Genomic DNA, 16,563 nt, shown 5'->3' with positions numbered 1-16,563 from the left:
GCCCGACGGTGAGCGGGGTCCATTCCCGGTCGAAGGAGAGCAGGCAGTCGAAGAGCGGGCGGTCCGGGCCCGCCCCCGCCATCCGCTGGAGGTCCTTGAGCGGAACGTGGTCCAGCTCCGCCGTCCGGGCGTTGACCTCCTGCACGGAGCGGGCGACCGCGGTCAGCGAGTCGTGGGCGCCCGGGACGACCGCGACCGGCACGGTGACCACGAAGGTGCCCACCGCCTCCTGCGCCCCGGCCGGCTGGAGGCCGCGCCCGCCCTGGGTCAGGCCGAAGACGACCCGGTCGGCCTGGGTGTAGGCCTGCGCCACCCGGCACCAGACGGCCTGCACGAGGCTGCTCGGCGTGATCCCGGCCCGGCGACAGCGCCGGACGGCGGCGGCCCAGCGGTCCGGGTCCAGGTGCAGGGCGGTCGACAGGTGCGCGCCGTCGGCCCCGTGGCCGTGGCCGCCGTCGGCACCGCCCTCCGGTCGGTCGGCCACCAGGGACACAGCCGGTTCCGTGCCGTTCCCGCCCAGGTGGTCCCGCCAGAACGCCTGCGTCGGCTCTCCGGCGGGGCGGCGGGTCCAGGACACGTACTCGCCGAACCGCAGGACCGGCTCCCCCGCGACGGCCGGGTCCCCGTCGTACCGGCGCAGGACCCGTCGGAGCAGCAGCGGGATGCTCAGGCCGTCGAGGAGCAGGTGGTGGAAGGTGAGCAGGAGCCGGGCGGCCCCTGCGCCGAAGTCGATCAGGTCGAGCCGCAGGGGCGGTGCCGCGTCGAACTCCAGCCCCTCCTCGAAGCGGGCCGCGCTCAGCTCCTGGTAGGCCTCCTCGGCGGCCCGCCGCCCCAACTCCCGCCAGTCATGGGCCTCCCAGCGCAGGACGGGCCCGGCGAGTACGGCCTGGAAGGGGAACGGACCGTGCCACGCGAACACCGACCGCAACAGGTCCTGACTCGCGACCTCCTCCTCCCACGCCCGGCGGAAGGCCTCCTGGTCCAACTCCCCGCGCAGGTCGCACAGGATGCGGATCAGGTAGTCCCCGCTCTCCGGCGCGGTGAGCGACCGCACCAGCATGCCCTCCTGGACGGAGCTGAGCGGGTACGCGTCCTGCACCCGCGCGACGTCCAACCCGCCGCCGCGCAGCAGCTGTTCCGCGTTCGGCAGCTGGGCGAAGCGTTCCGGGGCCCCGGCCGGTGCCCGGCCCTCCCCCGGGGCGGCCTCGGGCACCGCCAGGCCGGTCGTCACCAGCTCCCGGACGGTCGGGTTCGCGAACAGCGCCGACATCCGGTAGGAGATGCCGGCCTCCCGGGCCCGGCTCACGGTGCGGACGGCGAGCACCGAGTTGCCGCCGCTGGCGAAGAAGTCACTCTCCGCGGTCAGGCCGGGTTCGTCCAGGACGTCCCGCCAGATGTCCAGCAGCGCCGCCTCGACGGCGGCGGGCCCTTTGCCGGTGGGTTCCTGCGCGGTTCCGGCTGCGGGTTCGGCTGCGGGTTCGTGCGCGGTTCCGGCTGTGGTGCCGCCGGTCGTGCGCCGGTCGAGGAGTGCCAACAGGGCCTGCCGGTCCACCTTTCCGGTCGTCCCCTGCGGCAGCGCCGCCACCTCGGTCCACACCGCAGGCACCATGTACCCCGGGAGTTCGGTGGCCAGCGCGGCCCGGACCTCGGCCGGGGTCCGTCCCGCCGGGGTGTAGAACGCCACCAGCCGTACCGGGTCCCCGTCGTCCACGACGACCTTGATCTCGTCGACGAGCCCGAGCGAGCGCGCGGCCTCCTCGATCTCCCCGAGCTCGATCCGGTGGCCGTGCACCTTCACCTGGTCGTCGACCCGGCCGTGGTACAGCAGGCAGCCGTCGGCGTTCCAGGAGGCGAGGTCGCCGGTCCGGTACCGGCCGCCGGCGAACTTCTCCGCCGTCAGCTCCGGGTTGTTCCAGTACCCGGTCGCCAGGTGCGGGCCGCCGATGAAGAGCTCGCCCGCCCGTCCGGGTTCGGTGACGGGAGTCCCGTCCTCGTCCTCGATGCTCAGCTCCACCTCCGGGAGCGGCGTGCCCAGGTGCACGGCGTCCCCGGCGCGCAGGTCCGCCACCGACACCACGACCGTCGCCTCGGTGGGCCCGTAGGCGTTGAACACCGTTCCGCGCCGGGCGAGTTGTTCCATGAGCGAGGGCGGCATCGCCTCGCCGCTGGACAGCATCCGCATGTCGTGGCCGCCCTGCCAGCCGACCAGGACGAGGGAGCGCCACTGGGTCGGCGTGGCGAAGGTGGCGTTCAGCGAGCGGGACTCCAGGAGGGCCCGCACCTCGTCGGGATCGCGGCGCTGGGCGTCGGAGGCGATGAAGGTCCGGCAGCCGAGGGCCAGCGGCAGGAACAGGTCGAGGATGCTGGCGTCGAACGCCACCGAGGACTGGGCGAGGAAGCGGTCCCGCCCGCTCAGCCGGAAGACGTGCTCGAAGGCCCCCAGGCGGGCGGCCAGCGCCCCGTGCGGCACCACGACGCCCTTCGGACGGCCGGTGCTCCCCGAGGTGTAGATCATGTACGCCGGGTGGGAGCCGTCCGGCGTGAAGTCCGCCACCGTCAAGTCCGGCGGCGTGAAGTCCGCCACCGTGAAGTCCGTTGCGCTGTCGGCCTCGTGGTCGCCGACGCCGAGCAGCAGTTGCCCGGAGGGGAAGCAGTCCCGCCGCCCGTTGTCCTCGTCGCAGACGACGGCCGAGGCCCGGGCGTCCGCCAGGATCGTGCGGATCCGGTTGTCCGGCCACGAGACGTCGATCGGCACGTACACCGCACCGACCCGCAGCGTCGCCAGGAGCGCCACGGCGATCCCCACCCCACGGCCGACGATCATGGCGACCCGGTCGCCCGGGACGACGCCCGCGCCGCGCAGGACGGCGGCCAGCTCTCCGCTCCGGACCGCCAGCTCCCGGTGGGTCAGCCGGCCCCCGTCGGACTCCACCGCGATCCGGTCGGGATCCCGGCGGGCGTGTGCGAGGACGGCATCCACGAAGAACGGATGACTCGTTCCACGGCCAGGCAGTCGCATTCTCTCTCCTCGGCCGAGCTCCGGCGCTGACGAAGGAACGGGCATGCCGACGGAGTTCGCGGCGAGTTCTGCCGGAACGCCTTGGCGGTATTTCTGCGCGCGAATGTCACCCGGGTCGGCGGCGGGGACGGAACACCGTTTCCCGGGGTGGAACGCCTTGTCGGACGGAGGGGTTCTAGGAGGATTCCAGCAGCTTCGCGCTGCGTTCGGCGAAGGTTTCCCGCACCCGGGCGGTGACCGGTCCGGGTGCCGTCGGGAGCGCTTTTCCGTCCACCAGTCGAATCGGCTGGACGTCCCGCGTGGTGGAGGTCAGGAATGCCTCCTCGCAATTCCCGAACTGCTCGATCGGCAGGTCGGCCTCCTCACCACCGGACCATTCCAGGACGAGTTCCCTGGTGATTCCGGCCAGGCACCCGGAGGAGAGCGGCGGGGTCCTCAGCCTCCCGTCCACGACCACGAAGACGTTGCTCCCCGTGCCCTCGCAGAGGTTCCCCGCCAGGTTGGCGAAGACCGCCTCGCCGGCCCCCCGTTGCCGCGCGTGGTCCAGGGCCTTGACGTTCTCGCCGTACGACGTGGTCTTGAGGCCGACGAGGGCGCCGTTCTCGCACCGGGGCCACGGCACCACGGCGACGTCCGCGGGGGCCGGGAACGACCATCCCTCGGCGACGGCCACCACGGTGGTGGGCCCTTGGTCGCCGCGGTTCGAGGCCAGCGGGCCGACGCCGCTGGTGTGCGTGATCCGGATCCAGCCGACCGCCCACGCGGGGGCCCCGGCGAGCACGTCCCGGACGCCGCGTTCGACGGCGTCCAGGTCCGGGGCGGGGAGCCCGAGGCCCTCGGCGGAGCGCGCCAGGCGTTGCAGGTGGGGGGTCAGGACGAAGGGTCGGCCGTGACTGGCTCTGACCGTCTCGAAGACGCCGTCGCCCACGATCAGGCCGTGGTCGTACACCGATATCGAAGCTTCTTCCGGATCGAACAGCTCGCCGTTGATCCACACCTTCATGACCCCATGACCCCACTTTCGCTCAGGATTCGACAGGTGCCGGAAATCCGATAGCAAATGAAGTACGACGGTCGGACCAGAAGGGCGGTTCACGACTCGCCAGTTCCATGATCTTCAATAGATTAACATTCATGACCATGTCAGTCAATCCCGATACATCCCCCACCACCCGGCACACCCGGCTAACCCTCCCCCGCTCAGGAGCCGTCAGGAACCCCACGGGTCACCGCCGTTCCCGGTGTCACCGATGCCACCGGAAGCGATTCCCGTCGCGTCAAACCCGAGACGACGGCCACCGGCCCGAACTACAATCACCACGGGCTCGCTGACCAGCAAAGACGTCGAAATACCGGTGAAATACGAACCGGGCCGCCTTCCCGAAGGAGTCCTCGTTGTCCGCTGCACCCGAAGAGCCAGGCACCGCGCCGACGTCCCTCCACGCCGCCTTCCGACGCGCCGCCGCCGACCACCCCGACCGCGTCGCCGTCCGCGACGGCCACCGGGAGCTGACCTACGCCGAACTCGACGCCGTGTCCGGCAGCCTGGCCGCCCACCTCCGGCGGACGGCCCGCGGCCCGTACGTCGGCCTGGCGCTCCGGCCGGGGCTCCACCTGGTCACCGCCGTGCTGGCCGTCCTGCGGGCCGGCAAGGCCTACGTCCCCGTCGACCCCGACAGCCCGCCGGAGCGCATGCGCCGGATCCTCGAACAGTTCCTCGCCCTGCCGCTCCTCGCGGAGGACGAGGTGCTCCCCGGACTGCCCGCGCTGCCCGGCGTCCGGCCGGTCCGGATCTCCGAGGCGATGGCGGCCGCCGACGGCCTTCCGCCGCTCGTCCCCGCAGGCCCGCCGTTCGCCCCCGCGGAGCCGCACCCGGAGTCCCCCGCCTACGTCATCTTCACCTCCGGCTCGACCGGCGTCCCCAAGGGCGTGGTCGTCAGTCACCACAACGTGCTGCGGCTCTTCCGCTCCTGCGCGCGGCACCTGGACTTCCGCCCGGACGACGTCTGGTGCCTGTTCCACTCCCCCGCCTTCGACTTCTCGGTGTGGGAGCTGTTCGGCCCCCTGCTCCACGGCGGCCGGTTGGAGATCGTGCCGCCCGGGACCAGGCGCACGCCCGCCGACTTCGCGCGGTTCCTCGGCGACCGGGCGGTCACCGTCCTCAACCAGACCCCGTCCGCCTTCCGGCAGTTGTGCACCGTCCTCACCCCCGAGCAGACGCGCCGGCTGGCGCTGCGCCGGGTGGTCCTCGGCGGGGAGCGGCTCGACCCCGGCGCGCTGCGCCCGTGGTACGCCCTGGCCGGGGACGCGGTCGAGCTGATCAACATGTACGGCATCACCGAGACCACCGTGCACGTGACCTGCGCCAGGCTGTCGCCGCGCGACGCCGAGGCCGGCGGCCCCGGCACCATCGGCCGGCCGCTCCCGGACCTGGAGGTCCGCGTCGTCGACGAGCAGCTGCGGCCGGTCCCCGACGGCACCCCCGGTGAACTGCTGGTCTCCGGGGCCGGACTGGCGCTCGGCTACCTGGGCGACCCCGCGATGACGGCGGCCCGGTTCCGGGAGGACGTGGAGCCCGGCCGCCGCTGGTACCGCTCCGGCGACGAGGTGCTCCGCACCGCCGACGGCGACCTGGTCTACCTCGGCCGACTGGACCGGCAGACCAAACTCAACGGCTACCGGATCGAGTTGGGCGAGGTGGAGACCGCACTCCGCGGCCTGCCCGGGGTCCTCGACTGCCATGTGCTGCTCGACACCGCCCCGCCCGCGCCGCGACTGGTCGCCCACCTCGTGCTCAAGGAGGCCGTGCCCGTGGAGACCGTGCGCGACTCACTCGCGCGCACCCTCCCGGCCTACATGGTGCCGACCGTGTACCTGCCCGTGCCCGAACTCCCGCTCACCCTCAACGGCAAGGTCGACGAGAAGGCCCTGCTGGCCCGGTCGGCCCGCGGGTAGCCGTAACCGTAGCTGTAGCCATAGCCGTAGCCGTAGCCGTGCCGGCCAAGGCCGAGGCCCCCGGACCCACAAGCCGGGTCCGGGGGCCTCGCCATCGCCTCCGGCCTCAGGGGCGGACGGCGCTGACCAGCCAGACGTCCCCGGGGATCAGCACGCCCTCCGCCGTCTCGTGGCCCAGCAGCCCGTCCTTGAGCCCCTGCCGCGTCTGCTCGACGACCGCGTCGTCCGCGTCCTTGAGGTTGATCCGCACACCGCCCTGGCCGAGGATGAACTCGGCCGCGTCGTCGGCGTCCTGGCCGAAGTTCATCAGCGCCCGGACCGGCGCGATCTCCACGCCGTCGAACCCGGCCCCGCCGAGCACCTCGCGGATGCGGTCCGGCTCCAGCAGCGAGTCCATGCCCTGGGCGGTGGGCGCCGGGATCCGCATCAGCGGAACGAGCGCCGACGTGGCCCGCGCGATCGGGCTGTCGGCCGACCCCGCCTGCGGAACCATGAACACCAGCCGGCCGCCCTCCCGCAGCCCGGACCGGATGTTGGCGAACGCGGCCACCGGGTCCGAGAAGAACAGGCACCCGCCCCGGCTCAGCGCGACGTCGAACCCGCCGTCGGGGAACGGGTAGACCTGCGCGTCCCCCTCCGCGAACTCGACGTTCCCGACGCCCTGTTCGGCGGCGTCGGCGCGGGCCCGCGCCAGCGACGCCACCGACAGGTCCACTCCGAGCACCTGCCCGCCGGCCGCCTGCCGGGCGGCCAGCAGCGCGACCTGCCCGGTGCCGCAGCCCACGTCGAGCACCCGGTCCCCGGGGCCGATCGCGGCCCCCCGGAACAGATCCTCGTTGAAGGCCTCCACGATCGCGTTGTACCGGTCCGCATTCTCCGCCCGATGGGCGCCTTCCTCACCGTTCCAGGCCTCTGCGTGGTGCTTGTTCGCGATGGGACGCATGGTTTCCATCCTCCCCAAGGATCACTAGCGAGATCGACCACCACCAACAAGCTAGAGCATGAACATGCCCATGGGAATGGGGCCGTCACGCCCCTCCACCGAGCCCCGCCACCCCACCCGGCCCCCACCCCCACCACCCGCCCCAAGGACGGCGCGCCCGGGGTACCTTCGCGACCGTTGCCCCGAACACCGACAGGAAGGCCCGCGCATCATGGCGCAGCATTTCGGTGACTACCAGAACGAGATCTACCTCAACGGGCTCGGCGGCGTGCTGCCGACGATGCCGATGACCTTCGCGGAGCTGGAGGCCCGGGCGCAGGCCGCGTTGCCGCCGTCGGTGCTGTCGTACGTCGCGGGCGGGGCCGGGGACGAGTCCACCCAGCGGGCGAACGTCGCCGCCTTCGAGCGCTGGGGCCTCTACCCGCGGATGATGGTCGGCGCGAAGGAGCGGGACCTGTCGGTGGAGCTGTTCGGGCTGCGGCTGCCGTCGCCGCTGTTCATGGCGCCGGTCGGGGTGATCGGCCTGTGCGCCCAGGACGGCCACGGGGACCTCGCCACCGCCCGGGCCGCCGCCCGGACCGGCGTGCCGATGGTCGCCTCCACCCTCACCGTCGACCCGCTGGAGCAGGTCGCGGCCGAGTTCGGCGACACCCCCGGCTTCTTCCAGCTCTACACGCCCACCGACCGCGACCTCGCCGCCAGCCTGGTCCACCGCGCCGAGGCCGCCGGGTTCAAGGGCATCGTCGTCACCCTGGACACCTGGGTCACCGGCTGGCGCCCGCGTGACCTGGCCGCCTCCAACTTCCCCCAGCTGCGCGGCCACTGCCTCGCCAACTACACCTCCGACCCGGTCTTCCGGGCCCGCCTCGCCAAGGCCCCGGAGGAGGACCCGGGCGCGGCCGTCCTGGAGTGGGCGGGCGTCTTCGGCAACCCGCTGACCTGGGCCGACCTGCCCTGGCTGCGGTCCCTCACCGACCTGCCGATCATCCTCAAGGGCCTCTGCCACCCCGAGGACGTCCGCCGCGCCAGGGACGGCGGGGTCGACGGCATCTACTGCTCCAACCACGGCGGCCGCCAGGCCGACGGCGGCCTGCCCGCGCTCGACGCGCTGCCCGGCGTGGTCGAGGCCGCGGCCGGCCTGCCCGTCCTGTTCGACTCCGGGGTGCGCACCGGCGCCGACGTCGTCAAGGCGCTCGCCCTCGGCGCCACGGCGGTCGGCGTCGGCCGCCCGTACGCCTACGGGCTGGCACTGGAGGGCACGGACGGCATCGTCCACGTCCTGCGCGCCCTGCTCGCCGAGGCCGACCTCCTCATGGCCGTCGACGGCTACCCGACCTTGGCCGACCTGACCCCCGAGGCACTGGTACGGCTCTGAGACGGGGACGTCCGGGCCCGGTCGGCCGTCCCCGGCCGGGCCCGAACGCGGCCTCCGCCGGGGCGAGTTCTCCGGATCCGGGCCCGACACCCCCTGAGGCCGTCGGTAATTCCGACATCCGAGCCGCCATCAGGCAGTCCGAGCATGAAATGTCGTCAATTCAACTAACTGAATGGCGAATACCGGCCGACGGGGGTGCGAACCCCCCGCCCCCGTCCGGCCGCCGGGAGATCCACCTCACCCTCCGCGCGTCATATCGCTGTAACACGGCAGCAATGAAGGCTCGGGTCGTATCCATACCATTCGACGACAACTCAACCAGGGTTCCGAAGGCATATCCTGGTGATAGCCTTGCATTCTGCGAGCGGGTGACCCCACAGACCCCGATGTCGCATCAGCTGACGAACCATCCGCGCACCACTGAACCTCGGTGCGCACGCTCGGTCCGTTTCCCGAACCCATTGCCCGCCGCGTCGCACCGGAATCGAATTCCACCGACCGCCGGCTCCAAGATCGCCTCCGACCCGTAGGGCGAGCTCGTGCACCCGCACGACCTCGCTCCGCCCTCGCACGCCCAAAAGCAGGAACTGATGCCCGTTCAACCCCTGGCGGAGCTCATACGCTTCGCCCGCCGCAACTCACCCTTCTACGCCGAGCTGTACGCCGGCCTGCCCGACTCGGCCGCTCGGTTGACCGACCTCCCGGTCGTCCCGCAGGCCGAGTTCTGGCAGGCCAACACGCCCCGCGACAACCGGCTGCTGACCGGTCCGCTGGAGGAGGCCGTCGTCTTCAAGAGCGGTGGCACCACCGGCTCGCCGAAGTTCTCCTTCTACAGCCGGGAGGAGTGGCGGGAGTTCACCACCTCCTTCGGCGCCGGACTGGTCGACGCCGGGCTGCGCCCTGGGCACCGGGTCGCCGACCTCTTCTACGCGGGCGACCTGTACGCCAGTTACACCTTCATCCTCGACTCGCTGCACCGCTCGCCCGTCTCCAACGTCCGGCTGCCGATCGGCGGGGCGGCGCCCCTGGAGTCGACCGCGCAGACCCTGGAGCAGTTCCAGGTCGAGGTGGTCGCCGGCACCCCGACGACGCTGTGCGCCCTGGCCGACCACCTCCTGGCCTCCGGCCGCGAACTCCCCTCCGTGGAACTGCTGTTGTTCGGCGGCGAGGGCCTCTACCAGGACCAGCAGCCGCTGTTGGGCAAGGTGTTCCCCAACGCCCGTGTCTCGTCGATCGGTTACGCCGCCGTCGATGCCGGGCTGCTCGGCCGCCCGGTACCGGGGCCGGACACCCGGGTGCACCGGGCGTTCACCCCGGAGACGGTGGTGGAGATCCTCGACGACCACACCGGCGAGCCGATCGACACCGAGGGCGTACCGGGCCGGGTCGTGGTGACCGACCTGCGGCGACGGCTGATGCCCGTCCTGCGCTACCCCGTCGGGGACCGCGCGGAGTGGACCGACGTCGCCTCCGGCCGGTTCCGCATCCTCGGCCGGGCCCAGGAGGGCGTACGGGTGGGGCCGGTGTCGCTGTACACCCAGGACGTGCTCGACCTCGTCCGGGCCGCCGACCCGGCCGGCCGGGTGATCGGTGTCCAGCTGGTGGTGCGGCGCTGGGAGGGCCGCGACGGGCTGGTCCTGCGGCTGGCCTGCGACGGGAACCCCACCGGGCTCCCCGAACTGGCCGCCGCCGTCACGACCGCCGTCCACACGGCGCGGCCGCTGTACCCGGAGGCGGCCGCCGCCGGCCACGTCCACCCGCTGTCCGTCACGTGGGTGCGTCCGCACGAACTCGCCGTCAACCCGCGGACCGGCAAGCTGATCCGCGTCCTCGACGAACGGCCGCACTCGTGACGGGGGCCCGGGCTGCGGGAGCAGCCGAAGCGGTCGACGCGACCGAGGCAGCCGCCCGCCGCCTGCCGCTCGTGCTGCGCAACCGGCGCTTCGCCGCCGTCTGGGGCGCGCAGGTCCTCACCCAGGCCGCCGGACGGATGTTCCAGGTCGGCGCGGTGTGGTGGCTGATCGGCTACGCCGCCGGCCCGGACCGGGGCCTCGCCTCGGGCACCTTCCTCGCCGTCAGCACCCTGCCCGCGGTGGCGCTGGCCCCGCTGGTGGCCGCGCTCATCGCCCGCCGCCCGCACCGCACGGTGCTGGCCGCCTCGGCGGCCGTCGCCGGTCTGGTCGCGCTCGGCACGGCCTGCTGGACGTACACCGCGACGCCGCCGATGGCGGTCATGTACGGTGCCGCGCTGCTGCTGGCGGGCTGCCAGGCGGTCTTCGACCCCTGCCTGACCACGTCCGTCCCCGAGCTGGTCCAGGACGCCGACATCGAGGCCGCGACCGGCTTCGAACTCGCGACCCAGTCGCTGGCCGGCCTCGCCGGCGGGCTGTTGGGCCCGCTGGTGGTCGACGGCGCGGGTCTGCCCGGCATCGTCGCCGGATGCGCCGGGGCCTACCTGCTGGCGGCCGCCCTGGTCGGCGCGACCCGCTTCCCGGCGCCCCCCGCCGCCCCGGGCACCCCCGCCGCCCCGGGCGTGGACGGCCCGGCAACCGCGGACGTCCCGTCGCCCACCGCCCGGCGTCCGCTGCGCCGCATCCTGGCCGAACTCCCCTTCATCCGCCGGGTGCTGCTCTGCTTCGCCGCCGCGAACGTGTTCACCACGGCGGTGTTCGTGGTGATGCCGCTGTACACCCGGACCGTGCTGCACGCCGACGGCTCGACCGTCGCCGCCCTGGAGGCGGCCCTCGGCGCCGGGACCCTGGTGGGCTCCTTCACGGGCGGCCGGCTCCCGGGCTCGCCGACCGCGGTCGGCGCCGGCTGCCTGGGCCTGATGGCCGCCGCGCTCGGCCTGCCCGGCCTGGCCGTGGGACAGGCGCCGGCCGTCGGGGCGATGGCCGTCGCCGGCTGGTGCGTCGGCGTGATCGGCGTACGGTTCGTGGCGCTGTTCCAACGCCTGGTACCGGCCGAGGACCGCCCCGGCTTCTTCGCCGTCATGCAGGCGCTGCTCGGGGCGACCTTCCCGGTGTCGTCGCTGGCGTTCGGCCTGCTCGGCGACCACCTCCCGGCGCGGACGCTGTGCCTGATCCAGGCCGTCGGCGTGCTGCCGGTCGCCGTCGCGCTGTGGTGGACCGGCCGCCGCGAACCGGCCCCGGCACCGGCCATCGACACCAGCGCCGCCGCCACCGCCACCGCGACCGCGACCGCGACCGCGACCGCGCAGCCGAACGGGGCCGTGTGATGACCGTGACGCTCGCCCCGGCCGCACCGCAGGATGTCGCACAGCTGCGGCAGCTCTACTTCGACGTCTACGGCCACGGCTACCCGGTCGCGCTCGGCAGCGACCCCGCCGAGATGCGCCGCCTGATCGACGACCCGCACACCCACTGGCTGACCGCCCGCCCCGAGGGTGCCGGCCGGCTGGCCGGTTCGGTGGCGGTGCAGACCGACCCCGGCGGCCGGATCGGCAAGCTGGTGGGCCTGGCGGTCCATCCGGACCAGCGCGGCGCTGGGCTGGCCGGACGGCTGACCGCCGCCGTCTGCGCGGACGCCTTCGCGGCCGGCACCCTGGACTCGGTCTACGCGACCGCCCGGGTGGTCACCCCCGGCCCCCAGCAGGTCCTCTCCCGCAACGGCTTCCAGGCGCTCGGCCTGATGCCGAACGCCGTCGAGGTGGCCGGGTGCGAGAGCCTCGCCCTGTTCGCCCGGCACGCCGACGGCGTCCTGGCCCGCCGGGAGCGCGTCGACGCCGTGCCCCGGGCCCTGGTCCCGCTGCTGGAGGCGGCCCGGCAGAGCACCGGCGTCGACTACGGCCTCCCCCGCCCGACGGACGCCCCCGTCCCGGTCCTCGGACGGACCGCGCCGGTCACCGCGCCGATGGAGCTGATCACCGCACCCGGCTTCGTCCGCCGCCGCTTCCTCGAACTCTTCCCCGATCCGGGGGAACGGTTCTTCCCGCTGCACGTCCCGAACGCCGTACTCACCCCACCGGACGGCGCGTTCGAGGCGTACGCCGACCTGGACCGGGTCGCGGCGAGCTGCTCGCTGATCGCGGTGCACCCGTCCCCGGCGGCCCTCACCGGGGCGCTGGAGCCACTGATGGCGGCCGTCACCCGGGCCGGCGCCGACTACGTCGAGACGCTGCTGCCGCTGGCCGACACCGCCGGGCTCGACGCGTTCCTGGCCGCCGGGTTCATCCCGAGCGCCGTCTACCCGGCGATGCGCCGGATCGGCGACCGGTTCCACGACTACGTGGTGCTCTCCCGCACCAGCCGTCAGATCGACTTCCGGGCCGCGGCCGTCAGCAGTCCGCTCCAGCCGTACCTGCTGGCCTACCTGACCGCCTGGACGTCGACCTACCTACCCATTCCCGAGGTCTCACGATGACTGACCACCTGACTGACCACCCGGCCGACCACCCGGCCGACCGACCCGTGAACACCCATCTCGCGCCGGTCACCGTCCCCGACCCGGCCGCGCTCGCGCACATCCAGCAGCTCTGCGACCTCGCCGCCCCGTACGCGGCCGGGCCGGAGACCGACGCCCTGTTCGCCGCTGCGATGGCCGAGTCCCACGCCTGGCACGCACAGCGCTCGCCGTTCCTCCGCTCGCTGCTGGACGGCCCGGTGGAGACCCCGGCGCCGACCGTCGGCGAGGGGATCCGCACGCCCCTGGTGCACGCCAACTTCTTCAAGCGCCACGAGGTGCTCTCCATCCCCCGCGAGGACGTGTTCCTCCACCTCACCTCCTCCGGCACCACCGGCCAGAAGTCGCAGATGTTCTTCGACACCTGGACGATCCGCTCCGCGCAGCGCATGGTGGCCCGCATCTTCGACCACTACGGCTGGATCACGCCCGACCAGCCCGTCAACTACCTGCTGTACAGCTACGAGCCGGCCCCGCAGCTGAAACTCGGCACCTCGTTCACCGACAACTACCTCTGCGACTTCGCCCCGGCGAACCACACCACGCACGCGCTGCGGCACACCGGCAGCGGCCACGAGTTCGACGTCCACGGCTGCATCGAGGCCCTGCAGCGCTACGCCGAGGAGGGCCTGCCGGTACGGATCCTGGGCTTCCCGTCCTTCCTCCACTTCACCCTGGAGCGCATGCGCGCCCTCGGCCTCCCGCCGCTGCGACTCCCGGCCGGCTCCCTGGTCCTGCTCGGCGGCGGCTGGAAGGGGCACACCGACCGGCAGATCGGCAAGGAGCAGTTCTACGCCGGAGTGACGGAGCAGCTGGGCATCCCCTCGGACCGCATCCGCGACACCTTCGGCTCGGTCGAGCACTGCGTGCCGTACATCGAGTGCGGGCACCACCGCCTGCACGTCCCGGTCTGGTCGCGGGCGGCGGTGCGCGACACCCGCACCCTGGAGCCGCTGCCGTACGGCGAACGCGGCTTCCTCCACCTCGTCTCCCCGTACATCACCTCGGTGCCGGCGCAGAGCGTCGTCATGGGCGACCTCGCCTCGCTGCACCCCGGGCAGGAGTGCCCCTGCCCGCTGCCCACCCCGTGGTTCACCATCCACGGCCGCGCCGGGGTCAGCCGGAACCGCAACTGCGCGGCGGCCGCCGCCGAACTCCTGAAGGGGATGTCGTGACCACCGAACCCATGACCACCGAGCCCATGACCATCGAGCCCGTGGCCGTCGGGCCCACGAGTACCGAACTCGCCGGCACCGGGCCCCACTTCTGGCAGGGCTCGTTCATCGACGACGCCGAGGCCGCCCGCCGGCTCGCCGAGCTCCCGGCGCTCGCCGCCCGCGTCCTCGCCGAACCCCTGCCCACCGAACTGGTGTTGAGCGCCTGCCAACGCCTCGCCGACGCCCTCGCCACGCCGGGCAGCCCGGTCCGCACCCGCCTCCTCGCCGAACTCGTCACCGGCGGCGACGGTGTCGACCCGGACGAAGCGGCCGCGACGCTCGCCGAGATCACCGGCGTGATCGCCCGCCCGGCCCTGGAACTCAAGCTCCGGCGCGAACTCGGCGGACTGCGCCCCGAGCGGCTCACCCGGCCCGACGCGCGGGAGACCACCTTCGAGGCATGGGCGCCGGTCGGGCTCCTGGTCCACATCGCCCCCGGCAACGCCGCCGCCGTGGCCCCGCTGAGCGTGATCGAGGGCCTGCTCACCGGCAACCTCAACGTGCTCAAGACCAGCAGCAACGACACGCTGCTCCCCCAGCTCCTGCTCGCCGAGCTGGCCGCCGCCGACCCGACCGGCGCGCTGGCCCGCCGGATCGTCGCACTGCGCTTCCCCTCCGCCCGCACCGAGTGGCTGCGCCTGCTGTGCGAGCCCGCCGACGCGGTCGCGGTGTGGGGCGGCGAGGACGCCGTCCGCTCGGTCGCCGATCTGGTCCCGGCCGGCTGCCGCCTGGTCGAGTGGGGCCACCGGATCTCCTTCGCCTACCTGACCCGTGACGCCTGGTCGGACCCGCGGACCCTGGACGCGCTCGCCGCCGACGTCTGCCGCTTCGAACAGCAGGCCTGCTCCAGCCCCCAGGTGATCTACCTCGACACCGAGAGCACCGCCGACGCCGAGGGCACCACCGACGCCACCGAGGTCTTCGCCTTCGCCGAGCGCTTCGCCGCCCACCTCGCCGAGGCCTCCGCCCGCCTCCCCCGGCCCGCACTCGAACCGGCCGAGCACGCCGAGGTCACCACCACCGAACTGATCGCCCGCCTGGAGGAACACCTCGGCCTCACCCGGGTCCTGGCCGCCGAGGACGGGTCCTGGCGCGTCCTCGCCGACACCCGCCCCGCCCTGGCCGCCTCGCCGCTCCACCGCAGCGTCTGGGTCAAGCCGCTGCCCCGCGGCTCCGTCATGACGGTGCTGCGCCCGATGCGCCGCTACCTGCAGACCGCCGCGATCGGCGGCAGCCGGGCCGACGTCGCCCGGCTGTCGCAGGCGGTGCTCGCCGCCGGCGTGCTGCGGGTCACCCCGGTCGGTGGGATGCTCGACGGCTACCACGGCGAGCCCCACGACGGCGTGTACGCGCTCCAGCGCTACAGCCGCCGGGTCAGCGTCCGGGCCGACGAGGCCTTCGCCACCACCGCCTGCCTGGACGACCTGGCGGCCCCCGCCTTCGTCCCCGCCGCACCGGACGGCCCGCTGCTGGACAAGGCCGGGGTCCAGGAGCAGTTGGGCACCCTCGCTCCCGAGCACGCCCACCTCCACTTCCGCAGCGGCGGCAGCACCGGGGCCCCGGCCCTGTCGGTGTTCACCAACGCCGACTACGACACCCAGATGCGGGCCTCCGCCGACGGCCTGCTCGCCGCCGGGTTCGACCCGGCCCGGGACCGCGCCGCCAACCTGTTCTACTGCGGCGGCATGTACGGGAGCTTCATCAGCTTCTTCTCGATCCTGGAGCGCCTCAACGCCACCCAGCTCCCGATCGCCGCCGGCCCCGACCACGCCGCCACCGCCGAGGCCCTGGTGACGCACCGGGCGGACACCGTGTTCGGCATGCCCTCGTACCTCTGGCAGCTGTTCCACGACCAGGCCACCGCGCTGCGCGCGTACGGCGGGATCCGCAAGGTGTTCTACGGCGGCGAGCACTTCACGGCGGAGCAACGCCGGGTGCTCACCGAGGAGTTCGGCGTCGAGGTGATCCGCTCGGCGGCGTACGGCAGTACCGACCTGGGGCCGCTCGGCTACCAGTGCACCCACTCGGAGGGTTCGGTCCACCACGTCCTGACCGACCTGCACACCCTGGAGATCCTGGCCCCGGAGGCCGACGCCCCGGCGCCCGCCGGGCAGCCGGGCCGCCTGGTCTTCACCAGCCGCACCCGGGCCGGGCAGCGCCTGGAGCGGTACCAGATCGGCGACCTCGGCCGCGCCGTCGAGGGCGTCTGCCCCTGCGGCAGCCACACCCCCCGCATCGAGCTCCTCGGCCGCTACGGGGACGTCGTCCGGGTCGGCACGTACTTCCTCAACGTCCGGCGCCTCGGCGCGGTGGCGCAGGAGGAGTTCGGCTACCAGGGCGAACTCCAGCTGGTCCTGGACACCGGCGCGGAGCGCGAGCACGCCACCGTCCGCCTCGACGAACGCTACGCCCCGCCCGCGGCCACCGCCCGCGCCGCGTTCCTGGCCGCCGTCCCGGAGTTGGGCTCGGCCGTCGCCGAGGGCCTGCTCGACGTCACGGTCGAGACCGCCCCCTCCGCCGCCTTCGAACGGACGCCCACCAGCGGCAAGCTCCGGGCGGTGGTCGACCGGCGGCAGACCACCTCGTGACACCGGCCTGCGCCGGGCCCGCCCCGGGCCGCCCCGGGCCTGGC

Annotated in this window: 10 protein-coding genes; 7 read left to right on the top strand and 3 right to left on the bottom strand. The window is 73.6% G+C overall.

Features of this window, described 5'->3' with window-relative positions:
* Together ACFV8H_RS02295 and ACFV8H_RS02290 are read right to left on the bottom strand one after the other, a co-directional pair.
* Positions 1-3,019: amino acid adenylation domain-containing protein (locus ACFV8H_RS02295; RefSeq protein WP_380396155.1), on the bottom strand; the 3,019-nt coding region annotated here is incomplete at its 3' end.
* Positions 3,020-3,194: 175 nt separating this feature from the next.
* Positions 3,195-4,022, bottom strand: a complete 828-nt coding sequence (locus ACFV8H_RS02290; protein ID WP_380396154.1) for an aminotransferase class IV — start codon at positions 4,020-4,022, stop codon at positions 3,195-3,197.
* A gap of 392 nt (positions 4,023-4,414) precedes the next feature.
* Here ACFV8H_RS02290 and ACFV8H_RS02285 point away from each other — a divergent pair, with 392 nt between their 5' ends.
* Positions 4,415-5,974 carry an amino acid adenylation domain-containing protein gene (locus ACFV8H_RS02285; protein WP_380396153.1) on the top strand — a complete coding sequence of 520 codons (1,560 nt, stop codon included), beginning with the start codon at positions 4,415-4,417 and terminating at the stop codon, positions 5,972-5,974.
* A 106-nt stretch (positions 5,975-6,080) separates the two neighbouring features.
* Here ACFV8H_RS02285 and ACFV8H_RS02280 read toward each other — a convergent pair whose 3' ends face one another.
* The gene (locus tag ACFV8H_RS02280; RefSeq protein ID WP_375890326.1) at positions 6,081-6,917 is read right to left on the bottom strand and encodes a class I SAM-dependent methyltransferase; all 837 of its coding nucleotides are present in this window, start codon (positions 6,915-6,917) and stop codon (positions 6,081-6,083) included.
* Between the two features lie 211 nt (positions 6,918-7,128).
* Between ACFV8H_RS02280 and ACFV8H_RS02275 the strand changes: the two genes are divergently transcribed.
* The 6 genes from ACFV8H_RS02275 (at position 7,129) to ACFV8H_RS02250 (ending at position 16,519) form a co-directional block, all read left to right on the top strand.
* Positions 7,129-8,292, top strand: a complete 1,164-nt coding sequence (locus tag ACFV8H_RS02275) for an alpha-hydroxy-acid oxidizing protein (protein WP_380396152.1) — start codon at positions 7,129-7,131, stop codon at positions 8,290-8,292.
* A gap of 590 nt (positions 8,293-8,882) precedes the next feature.
* Positions 8,883-10,145 carry a phenylacetate--CoA ligase family protein gene (locus tag ACFV8H_RS02270; RefSeq protein ID WP_380396151.1) on the top strand — a complete coding sequence of 421 codons (1,263 nt, stop codon included), beginning with the start codon at positions 8,883-8,885 and terminating at the stop codon, positions 10,143-10,145.
* Positions 10,142-11,530, top strand: coding sequence for an MFS transporter (locus tag ACFV8H_RS02265; protein WP_380396150.1), 1,389 nt, complete (start codon positions 10,142-10,144; stop codon positions 11,528-11,530). Before ACFV8H_RS02270 ends, ACFV8H_RS02265 begins: the two co-directional genes overlap by 4 nt.
* On the top strand, positions 11,530-12,675 hold the full coding sequence (locus ACFV8H_RS02260; protein WP_380396149.1) for a GNAT family N-acetyltransferase: 1,146 nt from the start codon (positions 11,530-11,532) through the stop codon (positions 12,673-12,675). The genes ACFV8H_RS02265 and ACFV8H_RS02260 overlap by 1 nt, the downstream gene beginning before the upstream one ends.
* Positions 12,676-12,722: 47 nt before the next feature.
* Complete coding sequence (locus ACFV8H_RS02255) at positions 12,723-13,889, top strand: acyl-protein synthase (protein ID WP_380396165.1); 1,167 nt, start codon at positions 12,723-12,725, stop codon at positions 13,887-13,889.
* A complete protein-coding gene (locus ACFV8H_RS02250) occupies positions 13,886-16,519 on the top strand; it encodes an acyl-CoA reductase (RefSeq protein ID WP_380396148.1) in 2,634 nt (877 codons plus the stop codon). Before ACFV8H_RS02255 ends, ACFV8H_RS02250 begins: the two co-directional genes overlap by 4 nt.
* Positions 16,520-16,563 lie beyond the last annotated feature (44 nt).

The sequence above is a fragment of the Kitasatospora sp. NPDC059827 genome, assembly GCF_042731675.1.
Lineage (GTDB): Bacteria > Actinomycetota > Actinomycetes > Streptomycetales > Streptomycetaceae > Kitasatospora.
Note: the sequence above shows the minus strand (reverse complement) of the source record. Positions and strands in the feature narration are given on the sequence as shown.